General features: G+C 61.5%; 14 protein-coding genes. 4 read left to right on the top strand and 10 right to left on the bottom strand.

Going from position 1 to position 15,260, the window contains the following annotated elements; all coding sequences use genetic code 11:
• Nucleotides 1-283 precede the first annotated feature (283 nt).
• A complete protein-coding gene (locus B5F94_RS04910) occupies nucleotides 284-1,684 on the top strand; it encodes a uracil-xanthine permease family protein (RefSeq protein WP_087328318.1) in 1,401 nt (466 codons plus the stop codon).
• Nucleotides 1,685-1,831: 147 nt separating this feature from the next.
• Nucleotides 1,832-2,401 carry an ECF transporter S component gene (locus B5F94_RS04905; RefSeq protein WP_087188128.1) on the top strand — a complete coding sequence of 190 codons (570 nt, stop codon included), beginning with the start codon at nucleotides 1,832-1,834 and terminating at the stop codon, nucleotides 2,399-2,401.
• A 51-nt stretch (nucleotides 2,402-2,452) separates the two neighbouring features.
• Here B5F94_RS04905 and B5F94_RS04900 read toward each other — a convergent pair whose 3' ends face one another.
• The 4 genes from B5F94_RS04900 to glnA form a co-directional block, all read right to left on the bottom strand.
• Nucleotides 2,453-3,670, bottom strand: a complete 1,218-nt coding sequence (locus tag B5F94_RS04900; RefSeq protein WP_087328316.1) for an LL-diaminopimelate aminotransferase — start codon at nucleotides 3,668-3,670, stop codon at nucleotides 2,453-2,455.
• A gap of 18 nt (nucleotides 3,671-3,688) precedes the next feature.
• Nucleotides 3,689-4,483, bottom strand: coding sequence for a diaminopimelate epimerase (gene dapF / locus B5F94_RS04895; protein ID WP_087328313.1), 795 nt, complete (start codon nucleotides 4,481-4,483; stop codon nucleotides 3,689-3,691).
• 93 nt (nucleotides 4,484-4,576) lie between these two features.
• Nucleotides 4,577-5,095, bottom strand: coding sequence for an ANTAR domain-containing response regulator (locus B5F94_RS04890; protein WP_087272071.1), 519 nt, complete (start codon nucleotides 5,093-5,095; stop codon nucleotides 4,577-4,579).
• 32 nt (nucleotides 5,096-5,127) lie between these two features.
• Nucleotides 5,128-6,459, bottom strand: a complete 1,332-nt coding sequence (gene glnA / locus B5F94_RS04885; RefSeq protein WP_087328310.1) for a type I glutamate--ammonia ligase — start codon at nucleotides 6,457-6,459, stop codon at nucleotides 5,128-5,130.
• Between the two features lie 329 nt (nucleotides 6,460-6,788).
• Here glnA and fumC point away from each other — a divergent pair, with 329 nt between their 5' ends.
• Both fumC and B5F94_RS04875 read left to right on the top strand, forming a co-directional pair.
• Entirely contained in the window at nucleotides 6,789-8,153 is a 1,365-nt protein-coding gene (gene fumC, locus B5F94_RS04880) for a class II fumarate hydratase (RefSeq protein WP_087328307.1), read from the top strand.
• A gap of 16 nt (nucleotides 8,154-8,169) precedes the next feature.
• Nucleotides 8,170-9,339 (top strand): NAD(P)-dependent malic enzyme, encoded by a 1,170-nt coding sequence (locus tag B5F94_RS04875; protein WP_087328304.1) that lies wholly within the window; start codon nucleotides 8,170-8,172, stop codon nucleotides 9,337-9,339.
• Nucleotides 9,340-9,414: 75 nt separating this feature from the next.
• Here B5F94_RS04875 and ftsZ read toward each other — a convergent pair whose 3' ends face one another.
• The 6 genes from ftsZ to murG form a co-directional block, all read right to left on the bottom strand.
• Nucleotides 9,415-10,530 (bottom strand): cell division protein FtsZ, encoded by a 1,116-nt coding sequence (gene ftsZ / locus B5F94_RS04870; protein WP_087328301.1) that lies wholly within the window; start codon nucleotides 10,528-10,530, stop codon nucleotides 9,415-9,417.
• 60 nt (nucleotides 10,531-10,590) lie between these two features.
• On the bottom strand, nucleotides 10,591-10,980 hold the full coding sequence (locus B5F94_RS04865; protein WP_087272085.1) for a small basic family protein: 390 nt from the start codon (nucleotides 10,978-10,980) through the stop codon (nucleotides 10,591-10,593).
• Nucleotides 10,981-11,733: a DUF881 domain-containing protein gene (locus B5F94_RS04860; protein ID WP_087188119.1), complete on the bottom strand. Its 753-nt coding sequence runs from the start codon at nucleotides 11,731-11,733 to the stop codon at nucleotides 10,981-10,983.
• Between the two features lie 16 nt (nucleotides 11,734-11,749).
• A complete protein-coding gene (locus B5F94_RS04855; RefSeq protein WP_087328296.1) occupies nucleotides 11,750-12,724 on the bottom strand; it encodes a cell division protein FtsQ/DivIB in 975 nt (324 codons plus the stop codon).
• An 89-nt stretch (nucleotides 12,725-12,813) separates the two neighbouring features.
• A complete protein-coding gene (murA, locus tag B5F94_RS04850) occupies nucleotides 12,814-14,061 on the bottom strand; it encodes a UDP-N-acetylglucosamine 1-carboxyvinyltransferase (protein WP_087328293.1) in 1,248 nt (415 codons plus the stop codon).
• Between the two features lie 63 nt (nucleotides 14,062-14,124).
• A complete protein-coding gene (gene murG / locus B5F94_RS04845; protein WP_087328290.1) occupies nucleotides 14,125-15,258 on the bottom strand; it encodes an undecaprenyldiphospho-muramoylpentapeptide beta-N-acetylglucosaminyltransferase in 1,134 nt (377 codons plus the stop codon).
• Between the last annotated feature and the right edge of the window lie 2 nt (nucleotides 15,259-15,260).

Raw genomic sequence — 15,260 nt, 5'->3', positions numbered from 1 at the left:
AGTAAAGCTTTGGTCGTCTGTCAATGTACAGATCATCCTTTGTTTCCCAATTTCAAAATTCCATCTTTAGAATTATGCCCAAATGCGCAAAATATCACCGGTCCTCCTTGCATATATAACGCTGTTTTGATATAATATTATGAATTTAGAATGCGGACAGGGGGCGTTTGTTTTGAAAGGGAAGGTATTGCAGCAGACAGACGCCATGGCAAGGATGCAATTGTTTTTTCTTTGAAAAAGCAGTTGCTTTTTTTCTGCCCGCGTGGAAAGAGAGGAATGTTGAATGAACGACAACCGCACCCCCGGCAGTGAGCCCATCCGGGATGCACGCACCCTGGGTCTGCCCAAGATGCTCATCCTGGGCCTGCAGCATATGTTCGCCATGTTTGGCGCCACTGTGCTGGTCCCCATCCTGGTTCAGGGCTACGGCCTGCCCCTGTCCATCCAGACCACCCTGTTCTTCGCCGGTATCGGCACCCTGTTCTTCCACATCTGCACCCGTTTGAAGGTACCTGCTTTCCTGGGTTCTTCCTTTGCCTATCTGGGCGGCTTCTCTGCCGTGTCTGCTCTGGACGCCGGTAAATACGCCGGCATGGATCCGGCCGTCAAGCTCCAATATGCCTGCGGCGGCATCGTGGTGGCCGGTCTGCTCTATGTGGTACTGGCCGCCATCATCAAGCTGGTGGGCGTGAAGAAGGTCATGCGCTTCCTGCCCCCCGTGGTCACCGGCCCCATCATCATTCTGATCGGCCTGAACCTGGCCCCCTCCGCCGTCTCCAACGCCTCCTCCTGCTGGTGGCTGGCCATCGTGGCCATGGCCATCATCATCGTGGCCAACATCTGGGGCAAGGGCATGATCAAGATCATCCCCATCCTGCTGGGTGTGGTGGGCTCCTACGTCATCGCCGTCATTGCCAACGCCATGGGCGCCACTGCTCTGGACACCGCCGGCAATGTGGTGCCTCTGATCGATTTCTCCGGCGTGGCCGCCTCCGCCCCTGTGGGTCTGCAGCCCTTCTTCACGGATTTCACCGGCTCCATTGCCAAGTTTGACCTGACCTCCATCCTGGTTATGGCTCCCATCGCCATCGCCGCCATGATGGAGCACATCGGCGATATGTCCGCCATCTCCGCCACTGTGGGCCAGAACTTCCTGGAGAATCCCGGCCTCCACCGCACCCTCATCGGCGACGGCATCGCCACCTCTCTGGCTGGTCTGTTCGGCGGCCCCGCCAACACCACTTACGGCGAGAACACCGGCGTGCTGGTGCTCTCCCGTGTGTATGACCCCAAGGTGGTCCGTCTGGCCGCTATCTACGCGGTGATTCTGTCCTTCTCCCCCGCCTTTGCCGCCATCGTCAACTCCATTCCCACCGCTATCATCGGCGGCGTGTCCTTCATTCTCTACGGCATGATCTCCGCCATCGGCGTACGCAACGTGGTGGAAAACCGGGTGGACTTTACCAACTCCCGGAACCTGATTATCGCCGCCGTCATTCTGGTGTGCGGTCTGGGCTTCTCCAACGGCATCACCTTCTCCATCGGTGAGGCCCATGTTACCCTCACCAACCTGGCCATCGCCGCCATTGCCGGTATCGCTCTCAACGCCATCCTGCCCGGCAAGGACTATGAGTTCGGCTCCGACGTCACCGAGGGCCGTTCCGGCGATTTTGGCCGCTACTAAGGATATCTGTTCCGGCAGCCGCAGCACTTCGCTGCGGCTGTTTTTATCCAAGCTGACCTTATTATATTTTCCATATCTGGCGTTTGAATAAAGGTCAGTCCAGCGCTATAATCAAGGTAAAGAGAAAGAACAAAGGAAGTGTTCTCCATGCGATCCCGTTCCAATTCTACGCTGAAAATCGCCGTTTTGGCCATGATGGCCGCTCTGGTGTTTGCCAGCAACTACCTTCGCATCACCATGCCCATCGCCATCGGAGGCAATACCTCCTTTACCCTGGCCAACATCATGTGCTGTCTGTCGGGCCTGCTGCTGGGCCCCATCGGCGGTCTGGCCTCCGGTCTGGGCTCCGCCCTGTATGACCTGACCAATCCCCTGTTTGTGTCTGAGTGCTGGCTTACCTTCCTGACCAAGGGCGCCATGGGCCTGGGCGCCGGTCTGGTGATGTGGAAGGCCTCTCACCGGGAGGAGCCCACCTATCCCCGCTGCCTGTCCGGCGCGGCTCTGGGCTGCGTGATCTACTATATTCTCTACTTTGCCAAGAGCTACTTCTATAACGGCCTGCTGGTGGACGGCCTGACCCCCACCGTGGCGCTGGCCACCCTGCCGCTGAAGGTACCCGCCTCCATCTTCAATGCGGTACTGGCTCTGGTAGCCGCTCCCCTGCTGTGCGTGCTCATCCGCAGCGCTCTGAAGCGCTCCCACCTGAAGCTGGCCTGATTCCTGCATAAAAAATGCCCGCTGCCTTTGCAGCGGGCATTTCTTATGCTTTTACAGGACGGCCTTGATACGCTCCACAGCCTGACGGGTGGCCTCGGCCTCACCAAAGGCGGTAAGACGGATATAGCCCTCGCCGCTGGGACCGAAGCCGGCGCCGGGGGTGGTGACCACGTTGGCCTCCCGCAGCAGCTTGTCGAAGAAGTCCCAGGAGCCCATGCCGTCGGGGGTACGGGCCCAGATGTAGGGGGAATTCTCTCCGCCGGACACGGTGAGCCCGGCAGCGGCCAGACCCTCCCGGATGACCCTGGCGTTGTTCAGGTAGTAGTCGATGGTCTCCTTCACCTGCGCACGGCCCTCAGGGCTGTACACGGCCTCAGCGCCCCGCTGGACCACATAGGGCACCCCGTTGAACTTGGTGCACTGGCGGCGGTTCCACAGGCCGTTGAGGGCGGTGCCGTTGCGCTCCAGGTCCTTGGGGATCACGGTATAGGCACAGCGGGTGCCGGTGAAACCGGCGGTCTTGGAGAAGGAGCGGAACTCGATGGCGCAGGTACGGGCCCCCTCGATCTCAAAGATGGAGTGGGGAATGGCGGGATCGGTGATGAAGGCCTCGTAGGCGCTGTCAAAGAGAATGACGGCGCCGGTGGCGTTGGCGTGATCCACCCAGGCCTTCAGCTGCTCCCGGGTGGCCACAGCACCGGTGGGATTGTTGGGGAAGCACAGATAGATCAGATCCACCTTCCCCTCCGGAATGGCGGGAGAGAAGCCGTTCTCCGCCACGCAGGGCATATAGACCAGGTTGCTCCACCGGCCGGTAGCGGCGTCGTAGTCCCCGGCCCGGCCAGCCATGGCGTTGGTGTCCACATACACGGGGTACACCGGGTCGCACACCGCCACCACGTTGTCAATGCCGAAGATATCGCCGATGTTGCCGCAGTCGCTCTTGGCGCCGTCGGACACAAAGATCTCATCGGGCTGGATATCCACGCCCCGGGCCTTGTAGTCGTGCTCCGCGATGGCCTGCCGCAGGAAATCGTAGCCCTGCTCCGGGCCGTAGCCGTGGAAGCCCTGGGCGGTGGCCATCTCGTCCACCGCCTTGTGCATGGCGGCGGTAACGGCGGCAGGCAGGGGCCGGGTCACGTCGCCGATGCCCAACCGGATCAGGGTCCGGTCCGGATTGGCCTCACTGTAGGCCGCCACCCGGCGGGCGATCTCAGAAAACAGATAGCTGCCGGGCAGCTTGTTGAAATTTGCATTGATGTTTGACATTGTGCTCTCTCCTTTGCGTTAAACAGGGTATTCTCCTTCAAAGACCGTATTGGCCGGTCCTGTCATAATCATTTCCATCTCATTGTCCGGCCACTCCAGTTCCAGCACGCCGCCGGGCAATTCCACAGCGGCTCGTCTGCCGCACTTGCCCTGGACTACCGCCGCCGCCAAAGCGGCACAGGCCCCGGTGCCGCAGGCCAGCGTCTCACCGCTGCCCCGCTCCCACACCCGCATGACCAGCCGGTCCGGGGCAGCACAGCGGACAAACTCCGTGTTGACGCCCTGAGGAAAGGCGGCATGGTGCTCAAAGCAAGGTCCTAGCTTCTCTAATTCCAAATCCTCCAGCCGATCCACAAAGAGGACGGCGTGTGGGTTGCCCATGGACACCGGGGTAATCTGCCACATACGCCCTCCCGCTGTCAGCTCCATGGCTGTCCTTACCTGTGGGCGGCCCATATTCACCCGGACCGCCTTCACCAGGCCGTCCTCGGTCAGCAGCTCCAAAGTACGCAGGCCGCCGCCAGTCTCGATGGTCAGTTTCTTTTTGTGGGTCAGCCCCTTGTCATAGACGTACTTGCCCAAACACCGGATGCCGTTGCCGCACATCTCCCCCTCCGAGCCGTCGGCGTTGAACATCCGCATTCGGAAGTCCGCCTGGTCCGAAGGACAGATACAGATGATGCCGTCACTGCCCACGCCGAAGTGGCGGTTGCTCATCCGCCGGGCCAGAGCAGGCAGGTCCTCCGGCAGGCCGTCCAGACCGTTGAGGTAGATATAGTCGTTGCCCAGGCCCTCCATCTTAGTAAATCGCATATGGTCCCTCCTGTTGTCGGAATATGCGGCGGCGGCGGTCCTGTCCCGGACCGCCGCCGCGAGACTGCTTCGTCTCCTGCTATTTTATGCTCCTTACCAACGGTCCAGAATCATCCGGGCCGCCTGAGCCAGCTTGACACCGGCTGCCATGCTCTTCTTCTGGAGCGTGCGGTGGGCCTCCTCTTCGCTGAGGCCCTCGGTCATCAGCTTGGCCTTGGCCTGGACAATGCAGTCCCGTTCCTCCTGACTGCGTCCAAGGGGCTGGGCATGGACCTGCGCCAGCAGCTCCTCCACGGCGCCCAGCAGCTCACTGCGGGATGCCGGAGCACTCAGCCGCAAAATCTCCGGATTCTGCACCAGGTCCAGTTGACTCTGGGATGCCACCATCAACATATGGCAGAAGGAGGGCAGATCCTCATACAGAAGCTCCGCCGGGCCATCGGCAAATTTGTAGCCGCATACCACGGCGGGCACCTGCTGCTCGTGGACGGTGCGGCGCACCTGGTCGGCGGAGGTACACAGCAGACAGGCTGCGGTACCCGACCGCTCCAGGATCTCCCGGATGCGCTTGCCGTTCTGCAGGCCAGCAAAAGCTACGATCACCTTTTCCATATCCGGTCAATTTCGCTGGGGTGGACAGGCGATCAATAGTTGATGATGTATCTTTCCCGCTCCCAGGAGGACACACGGGTGCGGTACTCCTCCCACTCCTTCTTTTTGCCCTCCAGGTAGTTCTGGGCCACGTGGTCGCCCAGGGTATCCAGGATGAGCTGATCGGCCTCCAGGGCACGGATGGCCTCCTCCAGAGAACCGGGCAGGGAGTCGATGCCGTGGGCCTTCCGGGTGGCGTTGTCCATGGCATAGATGTTCTCGGTGATCTCGGCGGGAGGCGTGAGACCCTTCTCGATGCCGTCCAGGCCGGCAGCCAGGCACACGGCAAAGGATAGATAGGGGTTACAGGCCGGATCGGGGGAGCGCAGCTCCACACGGGTAGACTGGCCCCGGGAGGCAGGGATGCGGATAAGGGCGGAGCGGTTGGAGGCGGACCAGGCCAGGTAGCAGGGGGCCTCGTAGCCGGGCACCAGACGCTTGTAGGAGTTGACCAGGGGGTTGGTGATGGCGGCCATACCCTTCACATGGGCCAGCAGGCCGGCGATGAAGGAGTAGGCCTCCTTGGACAGGCCCCGCTCGCCGTCGGGATCATAGAACACGTTCTTGCCGTTGCGGAAGAGGGACATATTGGTGTGCATACCGGAGCCGGCCACGCCGTAGATAGGCTTGGGCATAAAGGTGGCGTGGAGCCCGTTCTTCTGGGCCAGAGTCTTGACCGCCAGCTTGAAGGTCATGATATTGTCGGCGGCGTGGAGGGCCTCTTCGTACTTGAAGTCGATCTCATGCTGGCCCTCTGCACACTCGTGGTGGGAGGCTTCGATCTCAAACTTCATGGCCTCCAGGGCCAGGCAGATTTCCCGGCGGGTGGACTCGCCGTGGTCCAGAGGACCCAGGTCAAAGTAGCCGGCCTCGTCGTTGGTCTTAGTGGTGGGCTTACCCTCGTCGTCGGTCTGGAACAGGAAGAACTCGGCCTCGGGTCCCACGTTGAAAGCATCAAATCCCATATCCTTGGCCTTCTGCAGAGCACGCTTGAGCACATAGCGGGGATCGCCGGCGAAGGGGCTGCCGTCGGTATTATGCACGTCACAGATCAGCCGGGCCACCTTACCGTGATGGGGCTGCCAGGGGAATACCCGGTAGGATTTCAGATCCGGATAGAGGTACTGGTCGGACTCGTCGATGCGGACAAAGCCCTCAATAGAGGAGCCGTCAAACATACACTGATTGTTCACAGCCTTCTCGATCTGGGAGGCGGTAATAGCCACGTTCTTCAGCTGGCCGAAAATGTCGGTGAATTGCAGACGGATGAATTTCACGTCGTCTTCCCGTACCATGCGGATGATATCTTCTTTGGTATGCGGCATGACAGGGGCCCCTTTCTCTCATCAAAATCATAGATTCAGATAGCAAAGAAGGCGCTCCGCCCCCCGGGCCGGAACGCCTTTGTTCACAACTGAAATTAGTATAAGTGCTTGCTCCGCTCCTGTCAAGGGAGTAGCCTACCAGAAAAAGATTTTTGTGGCAACAAGCAGGGGGGCCTGCTTTCGCCCCCCTCTTCCTTGTGCGGACAGCACAAATCCGACACAAAAGGGCGCTCTTTCCAGGTGTCAGACTTTTATCCCGACAGAAACTGTGCTAAAATGCAGACATTAGAATGGCGCCGTCCGCAGACGGAGAAAGGGATGGTCTACACATGGAATATCGGATCGAACGGGACAGCATGGGCAAGATGCAGGTGCCCGCCGACCGCTACTGGGGCGCTCAGACCCAGCGCAGCTACCAGAACTTCAAGATTGGCACGGAGCGGATGCCCCAGGAGATTATCCGTGCCTTTGGTATTCTGAAAAAGGCCGCCGCCATGGCCAACCACAGCCTGGGCAAGCTGGATGAGGAAAAGCTGAATGTGATCTCCCAGGCCTGTGACGAGGTGATCGCCGGCCAGCTGGACGGCCACTTCCCCCTGGTGGTATGGCAGACCGGCAGCGGCACCCAGTCCAACATGAACGTCAACGAGGTGGTGGCCAACCGGGGCAATGAGCTGGCGGGCAAAAAGCTGCTCCACCCCAACGACCACGTCAATATGTCCCAGTCCTCCAACGACACCTTCCCCACCGCCATGCACATTGCCGCTGCGGTGGAGCTGGAGGACAAGCTCTTCCCCGCTCTGGACGCCCTTATCTCCACCTTTAAGCGCTTGGAGGGGGAAAATCAGGACGTGGTGAAGAGCGGCCGCACCCATCTCCAGGACGCGGTGCCCATCACCGTGGCCCAGGAGATCAGCGGCTGGCGCTCCAGCCTGGAGAAGGACAAAGCCCTGCTGGAGCTGGCCCTGCCTCCCCTCCATGAGCTGGCCCTGGGCGGCACCGCTGTAGGAACTGGCCTCAACGCCCCCAAGGGTTTCGACACCGCCGTGGCTCAGGCGGTGAGTCAGCTCACCGGCAAGCCCTTTGTCACCGCTCCTAACAAGTTCCACGCCCTCACCAGCAAGGACGAGCTGGTCTTTGCCCATGGCGGCCTGAAGGCTCTGGCCGCCGACCTGATGAAGATCGCCAACGACGTGCGCTGGCTGTCCTCCGGCCCCCGGTGCGGCCTGGGCGAGCTCCATATTCCCGAGAATGAGCCCGGCTCCTCCATCATGCCCGGCAAGGTCAACCCCACCCAGTGCGAGGCGGTGACCATGGTGGCCGTTCAGGTCATGGCCAACGATGTGGCGGTGGGTATGGCCGCCTCCCAGGGCAACTTTGAGCTCAACGTATTTATGCCGGTGTGCATCTACAACTTCCTCCAGTCGGTGCGGCTGCTGGCCGACTCCATGGACTCCTTCAACCGCAACTGCGCCGTGGGCATCACCGCCAACCGGGACAAGTGCCGCCACAACCTGCACAACTCCCTGATGCTGGTCACCGCCCTCAATCCCTACATCGGCTATGACAACGCCGCCAAGACCGCCAAGAAGGCCCACGCCGAGGGGATCTCCCTGAAGGAGGCCTGCGTCAGCCTGGGCTTCCTGACGGCGGAGCAGTTTGACGAAGTATTCCATCCGGAAGAAATGGTTTAAGAAAGAAGGCTTTTTCATGGATATCAATCAGCAGGCTCTGGACCTCCACTATCAGCTCCAGGGCAAGATCGAAGTGATCTCCCGCAAACCCATCCAGACCCGGGAGGACCTGTCCCTGATGTACACCCCCGGCGTGGCCGAGCCCTGCCGGGTCATCGCCAAGGACTACGAGCAGTCCTTCCGCCTCACCCGCCGGAGCAATCTGGTGGCCGTTATCACCGACGGCTCCGCCGTGCTGGGACTGGGAGACATCGGCCCCGCTGCCGGTATGCCGGTGATGGAGGGCAAGTGCGCCCTGTTCAAGGAATTCGGCGGGGTGGACGCCTTTCCCATCTGCGTGGACACCAAAGATGTGGATAAGCTGGTGGAGACCATCGCCCTCATCTCCAAGAGCTTCGGCGGCATCAATCTGGAGGATATCGCCGCCCCCCGCTGCTTTGAGGTGGAGCGCCGCCTGAAAGAGGTTTGCGACATCCCCGTGTTCCACGACGACCAGCACGGCACCGCTATCGTGGTGGCCGCCGCCATGCTCAACGCCGCCAAGGTCACCGGCAAGGCCCTGGGCCAGATGAAGATCGTCATCAACGGTGCCGGAGCCGCCGGCATTGCCATCGGCAGGCTGCTCATCTCCATGGGCTTCGGCAACATTGTCATGTGCGACTTGGGCGGCATCATCTGCGAGGGAGACGAAGGTCTCAACGCCGGTCAGGAGGAGATCTCCCACATCTCCAATCTGAACCGCGAGCACGGCACCCTGGCCGATGCCCTCAAGGGGGCCGACGCCTTCGTAGGCGTGTCCCGGCCCAACCTGGTCACCGCCGAGATGGTGTCCACCATGAACCAGGGCATCGTCTTTGCCATGGCCAATCCCACCCCCGAGATCATGCCCGATGAGGCCAAGAAGGGCGGCGCCGTCGTCATCGGCACCGGCCGCTCCGACTTCCCCAACCAGATCAACAACGTTCTGGTATTCCCTGGCATCTTCAAGGGCGCCCTGGCCGTCCGGGCCAAGGAGATCACTGAGGGCATGAAGATCCGGGCCGCCAAGGCTCTGGCCGCCCTGGTGAAAGACGACCAGCTCAGCGCCGAGTATATCCTGCCCTCCGCCCTGGACAAGACCGTGGCCGACGCTGTGGCCGACGCCGTGGCCCAGGAGGCCAGAGAGCAGGGCATCGCCCGCATCTGAGCACTTTCCAAACAGAAAACCCCCGTTCCGCCAAAGCGGAACGGGGGTTGTTTTTTCTGTTAATCAGTCGCGCACTCAGCGGTTGCGGTTGAAGATCTTGAAGATGTCGTCGAAGGGATCGTCCTCCGCAGGAGCGGCGGGCGCCTCCTGACCGGCAGCGGGCTGCTGGGCAGGCTGGGCCACGGCCTTCTTCTCCGCAGCGGCGGTGAAGGGCTTGTTGGGCATAGCGCCCTCCAGCTCCTCAAAGCCGGTAGCAATCACGGTAACCCGGATCTCGTCCTCCAGGGTGTCGTCGAAGGCGGCACCGAAGATGATGAGGGCGTCGGGATGGGCGGCCTGCTGCACCAGGTTGGCAGCGGTCTCCACTTCCTCCAGGCCGATGTCCACAGAGCCGGTAACATTGACCAGCACGCCCTTGGCGCCGTTGATGGAGGTCTCCAGCAGGGGGCTGGAAATGGCCATCTTGGCGGCCTCCTCGGCCTTGTTCTTGCCGGCTGCCCGGCCAACGCCCATGTGAGCCATGCCGGCATTCTGCATGACGGCGGTCACGTCGGCAAAGTCCAGATTGATGAAGCCGGTATTCTTGATCAGGTCAGAGATGGACTGCACCGCCTGGCGCAGCACATCATCGGCGATCTCGAAGGCATTCTGGAAGGTGATCTTCTGATCGGTGGCAAACTTCAGCCGCTCGTTGGGGATGATCACCAGGCTGTCCACCCGGGTGCGCAACTCCTCAATGCCCTTTTCCGCCTGCATCATACGACGGCGGCCCTCAAAGTTGAAGGGCTTGGTGACCACGCCCACGGTGAGGATGCCCATCTCCTTGGCGATATCAGCCACGATGGGAGCCGCGCCGGTGCCGGTGCCGCCGCCCATACCGGCGGTGATGAACACCATGTCGGCGTCCTCCAGGGCCTTGGAAACCGCGTTGCGGCTCTCCTCGGCGGACTTACGGCCCACCTCGGGGTCGCTGCCCGCGCCCTGACCGCCGGTAAGCTTTTCACCAATCTGGATTTTAAAGGTAGCGCTGGAAACGGCAAGCGCCTGCTTGTCCGTATTCACAGCGATAAAATCAACACCCTTGGTTCCGGATTTCACCATCCGGTTGACTACGTTGTTGCCGCCGCCGCCGACACCGATCACCTTGATCGTGACCACATTATCCGGCCCGGTGTCCAGTCCAAACGCCATAACTGCTCCTCCTATGTAGAACGTATTCGTGAAAAACACACGTAGAAGAGGCAGGACCTGTTATCTTTGGTCCTCCTCATGGGAAGATACTATATCTAGTTGATTTATTGTATCTCTCTTTTGCTTCGAGGTCAATAGTTCCCGCCGGATTTTAGCAAAGTTTTGGAACATACGGGTGCCGAAGACCACCACTGCCGCCAGGTACAGAGGGATACCCAATTTCTGCCCCAACCAGGTAAGAAAAGCGGCGATGGCGGCGTTTCCGATGGTGCCTGACAGGAACACCGACAGCCGGAACTGTTTTTCCAGCCGGGCGCAGTAGCCGCCCAGGGCGGAGTCCAGCGCCGCCAGCAGTCCGGCGGCCACATAGAGGGAATATTGACTGGGAATGGTCCAGGGCACCAGAATGCCCACCAGCACACCCACCAGCAAACCGATCAATTCCAGCATTTACTCGCCCCCCTCTTCGCTCTCCGGCACCACAGTGTGGGCATATTGATACTCCACCGTGCCGTTGTACTTGGGGATGAGCAGCAGATCGCTGGCTGTCACCTTCACCGAAATTCCCCACTGGCTCAGCACATCCACCACGCCGTTGCGCATGGTAAGCGCGCTGTACAGGGTGTCCGGGTCGCCGATGGCAAAGATCACATAGGGGGCGGCATACCGACGGCCGTTCACCGTCACCACCGCGCCGGTACAGCGGATCTCACTGTTGGCCAGCAACCGCTCCCCGTTGAGGGAGATGGCCTCCGCCCCGGCGGAGCGTAGCTCGTTGACCACCGACAGCAGATCGTTGTCGTGAATGAGATAGTCCGCCTCTTCACCGGTCACATTGCTCTGGGTGGAGTCCTCCAGGATTACAGTGACTCCCGGCCCCTCCACATCGGTGCGGCCGGCGGTGATCTCCAGCTGCTCCACTTCCTTCCGCAGGGCCTCGCTGCCCTCGTCGCCAGAGGCCGCCTGGTCCCGGTAAATGGCAAGCTCGCCCTGCAGCTGGGCCACCTGATCCTCCAGGGCGTCGTTCTGCTTGCTCTGCTCGTTATACAGCTCCTGTAGGGTCTCCAGGCGGCTGGCATTGGTGGCGTCCGCCGCACCGGTGAGCTGGACCGTCCGCAGCTGTGCTGCCAACAGATAGCCCACGATGATGCACACCACCACCACAGCAAACTCGCCTTTGTTGCGTCGTTTCTTTTCTGCCATGAAATACTCCTTGCTCTTATTGCTCCGGCGCCTGTTCCGGTACCGTGGGCGTATGGGACGGCTGGGCCGGCGCCTCCGGCTGGACCGATTCCTCCGGTTGCACGGATTCCTCCGGCGGAGTTGTGGTCTCCGTCTGAGTCTCTCCGCCAGAGCTCTCCGGCTGCTGCGTGGGCTCCGTGGGAACCTCCAGAGCACTCCAACCCTCCGGCAGCCAACGTTCGGGCAGCAGATGGATCTCCCGCTCATCATAATTCTGGTCCAGAGTACCCGTCCGGGGCAGACCCCGCTCATCCATGGTCTCCAGGGCCAGCTTCAGCTCGTAGGTCTCCTCGTCAAAGTCGCCGTTCATGGGGAAGATCACCGTCAGATTTTCGCCGTAGCCGAAGCGGATCTCATTGCCGGAGGACAGATCGATAAAGCTCTTCAGGCTTCCTGTCATCACCCGGCTGCGAATGGCCTTCAAAAAGGCCTGGAGCCGCTCCAGCTTGTCCTGCTGCTCAGGGGCCACGGTGAGCACATTGCCCACCGTTGGGTTGACCGGGTCCAGGCCCAGCACCTGGGGCTTGCCCTGGACCAGAGCGGCATCCCCCACCTCCAGCAGCTTGCACTTGTCGTCCAGCAGCCAGTAACTGCCGCCGCTCTCCACCCAGGCTACACCGGTGCTCTCCGTCACCTCAAAAATCAGGGTGTCGGGCAATTTTCGGCTGATGGCCACGTCATCCACATAGGGCAGCTGGGTCAAGATCCGGTCGGCGATCTGATACTTGTTCAGCGTGAACAGGTTGTCCCCTTTTTCCACGCCGGCGGCCGCCAGCACCTCCTCCTGGGTATAGCGGGAATTGCCCGTTACCACCATGGTGTTCACCCGGAAAAAGATGATGCAGCCTACCAAAATGGCGGCAAAGATGAGCAGAATGGACAGCAGCTTATAGAGGACACCAAAGCGCCCCCGATTCCGCCGCCGTCTTTTTCTGTTCCGTCTTGCCGCCATTGTGCCGTTCTCCTGTTCTTTTTTCTCCATCCTCGCACAGAATGGTTGATTCTTTGCTAAGAAATTCTTACGATTTCCTCAAACTTATCTCACACCCGCCGGATCTGGGCCCCCAGCCGCTGCAAATCGTATTCCAGAGACTGATAGCCCCGGTCAATATGGTGCAAACCGGTGACGGTAGTGGTCCCCTCCGCCCCCAGAGCGGCCACCACCAGAGCGGCTCCGCCCCGCAGGTCGGAGGCCATGACCGTGGCGCCGTGGAGCCGGGACACCCCGTACACCACCGCCACCCGGCCTTCCACCCGGATGTCCGCCCCCATACGGATGAGCTCATCCACATGGCGGTAGCGGCTTTCAAACATATTCTCCACAAAGACCGTGCAGCCGGTCCCTCCTGCCAGGGCCGCCATCAGAGGGGCCTGGGCATCGGTGGGAAAGCCGGGATAGGGGGCCGTCCGCACCGGACGCACTCCCTTCAGCACGCCGCCACTTCCAAGGCAGATCCTGTCCGCCTCACTGTGTACCTGGCAGCCGGCCTCCTTCAGCACTGCCGTCACCGTGGACAGGGTGCGCCAGTCTACGCCGGTTACCTCTACGTCGCCTCCCGCGGCGGCAGCCGCCGCCAGGTAGGTGGCAGCCACGATCCGGTCACCCATCACCCGATAGGCTCCGCCGTGGAGGGGGATGCCCCCTTCCACCGTAATGACCGAGCTGCCCGCCCCCCGGACCTGGGCGCCCAAAGCCTGCAAAAAGCCCTGGAGGTCCACAATCTCCGGTTCCCGGGCGGCGTTGGTGATGGTGGTAGTGCCCTGGGCGCACACTGCCGCCAGCATGGCGTTCTCGGTGGCCCCCACGCTGGGCAGAGAGAGGACGATGTCCGCGCCCCGCAGCCTGCCGGAACAGGAAAGTCCCCCCTCCCGGTCCTCCACCCTGCCCCCCAGGGCACGGATGGCAGCCAGATGCAGGTCAATGGGGCGGGGTCCCAGCTCGCAGCCGCCGGGCGCGCACAGCCGCGCCTGTCCCATCCGCCCCAGGATGGCCCCCAGGAAGATGACGGAGGAACGCATCTCCCGCATCAGAGCGTCGGGCACATCCCAGCGACTGGGGGCGGAGGCGTCCACCACCACGCCGTCCCCCTGCCATTCCGCCCTGCAGCCCAGATGGCGCAGGATGGCCAGGGAGGCCTCCACATCGGAAAGGCGGGGACAATTCTGGATCACACAGGCCCCCGGAGCCAACAGACAGGCGGCCAGGATGGGCAGCACACTGTTCTTTGCTCCGTGGACCATCACGGAACCCTCCAGCGGCCGGCCCCCTTCTATCACGTATGCACTCATAGCTTCCATCCTCCGCATTCAGGATTTATGTACGCCATCCTATGCGTCCGATGGAAGGCCGGTTCATTTTGCCCGCTTTTCCAACAATTCCTTCAGAGTCTGATAGATTTTTTCCGCCGCGTCGGGAGAACCCATCTCCCGCAAAGCCCGGCTCATCTTTTCCCGGCGGTCCGGGTCAGCCAGCAGCTGATGGACCAAATTGTAGAGCTTCTCACCGCTGGACTCGCCCTCGGGCAGCAGCACCGCCCCACCGGCGTTGGCCAGCACCCGGGCGTTCTTGGTCTGATGGTCGGCTACCACATTGGGGGATGGTACCAGCACCGCCGGCCGGGCGATGGCGGTAAGCTCCGCGATGGTGGAGGCACCGGCCCGGCAGAGCACCAGGTCGGCCGCCGCCATCACCAGAGGCATATCATAGATGTACTGCCGCACCTCCACGCCGGGATACTGAGCCAGGTCAATGCCCTGCTCTTTCAAACCGGCCAGGACCTGCTCATAGTTGCGGCCTGCGCCGTGGATATGCCGCCAGGGCGCGCCCGCCCGGCACTCCCGGACAATGCAGTCGGTGATCTGCTCGTTCATCACCTTGGCACCCAGGCTGCCCCACACCGACACCACCAGGGGCCGGTCGTCGGTAAAGCCCAGCTTTTCCCGGGCTTCCTTCCGGTTGTAGCGGAAGAAGTCTTCCCGGACCGGGGTGCCAGTCACCACCACCTTGGAGGGATCCTCATAGTGGCCGCGGCTCTCCTCAAAGCCCACCATTACCGCGTCCACCACCTTGGACAGGGTCTTGGTGGTAAGGCCGGGAACGGCGTTGGATTCGTGGACGGCGGTGGGAATCCCACGGGCTGCCGCCGCATTGACCACGGGGTAGGAGGCGTAGCCGCCGGTACCCACCACCAGGTCAGGCCGGAACCGGTCCAGAATGGCGTTGGCCTGCTTCTTGGATTTATTCATATTCAGCAGGGTCTTAATGTTGTGTCCAATGGCCGCCGGGGTGATGGACCGCTGGAAGTTGGTAATGGTCACTGTCTGGATCTCATAGCCCTCCTTGGGCACCAGCCGGGTCTCCATACCGCCGTCGGCTCCCACAAAAAGCACCTGACAGCCCGGATTGCGGGCCTGGAACATCTGGGCCAGGGCCACCGCGGGATTCACATGACCCGCGGTCCCGCCGCAGGTAAAGAGGATTTTCATTT

The organism is Flavonifractor sp. An4 (assembly GCF_002161755.1).
Taxonomy (GTDB): Bacteria; Bacillota; Clostridia; order Oscillospirales; family Oscillospiraceae; genus Flavonifractor; species Flavonifractor avicola.
Note: the sequence above shows the minus strand (reverse complement) of the source record. Positions and strands in the feature narration are given on the sequence as shown.

Coding starts and splice junctions, on each gene's coding strand:
- dapF (WP_087328313.1), bottom strand. CDS start 4,483: ATGCGATTTACTAAGATGGAGGGCCTGGGCAACGACTATATCTACCTC.
- B5F94_RS04890 (WP_087272071.1), bottom strand. CDS start 5,095: ATGGAAAAGGTGATCGTAGCTTTTGCTGGCCTGCAGAACGGCAAGCGC.
- B5F94_RS04900 (WP_087328316.1), bottom strand. CDS start 3,670: ATGTCAAACATCAATGCAAATTTCAACAAGCTGCCCGGCAGCTATCTG.
- B5F94_RS04905 (WP_087188128.1), top strand. CDS start 1,832: ATGCGATCCCGTTCCAATTCTACGCTGAAAATCGCCGTTTTGGCCATG.
- glnA (WP_087328310.1), bottom strand. CDS start 6,459: ATGCCGCATACCAAAGAAGATATCATCCGCATGGTACGGGAAGACGAC.
- murA (WP_087328293.1), bottom strand. CDS start 14,061: ATGAGTGCATACGTGATAGAAGGGGGCCGGCCGCTGGAGGGTTCCGTG.
- B5F94_RS04910 (WP_087328318.1), top strand. CDS start 284: ATGAACGACAACCGCACCCCCGGCAGTGAGCCCATCCGGGATGCACGC.
- B5F94_RS04860 (WP_087188119.1), bottom strand. CDS start 11,733: ATGGCAGAAAAGAAACGACGCAACAAAGGCGAGTTTGCTGTGGTGGTG.
- fumC (WP_087328307.1), top strand. CDS start 6,789: ATGGAATATCGGATCGAACGGGACAGCATGGGCAAGATGCAGGTGCCC.
- B5F94_RS04875 (WP_087328304.1), top strand. CDS start 8,170: ATGGATATCAATCAGCAGGCTCTGGACCTCCACTATCAGCTCCAGGGC.
- murG (WP_087328290.1), bottom strand. CDS start 15,258: ATGAAAATCCTCTTTACCTGCGGCGGGACCGCGGGTCATGTGAATCCC.
- B5F94_RS04865 (WP_087272085.1), bottom strand. CDS start 10,980: ATGCTGGAATTGATCGGTTTGCTGGTGGGTGTGCTGGTGGGCATTCTG.
- B5F94_RS04855 (WP_087328296.1), bottom strand. CDS start 12,724: ATGGCGGCAAGACGGAACAGAAAAAGACGGCGGCGGAATCGGGGGCGC.
- ftsZ (WP_087328301.1), bottom strand. CDS start 10,530: ATGGCGTTTGGACTGGACACCGGGCCGGATAATGTGGTCACGATCAAG.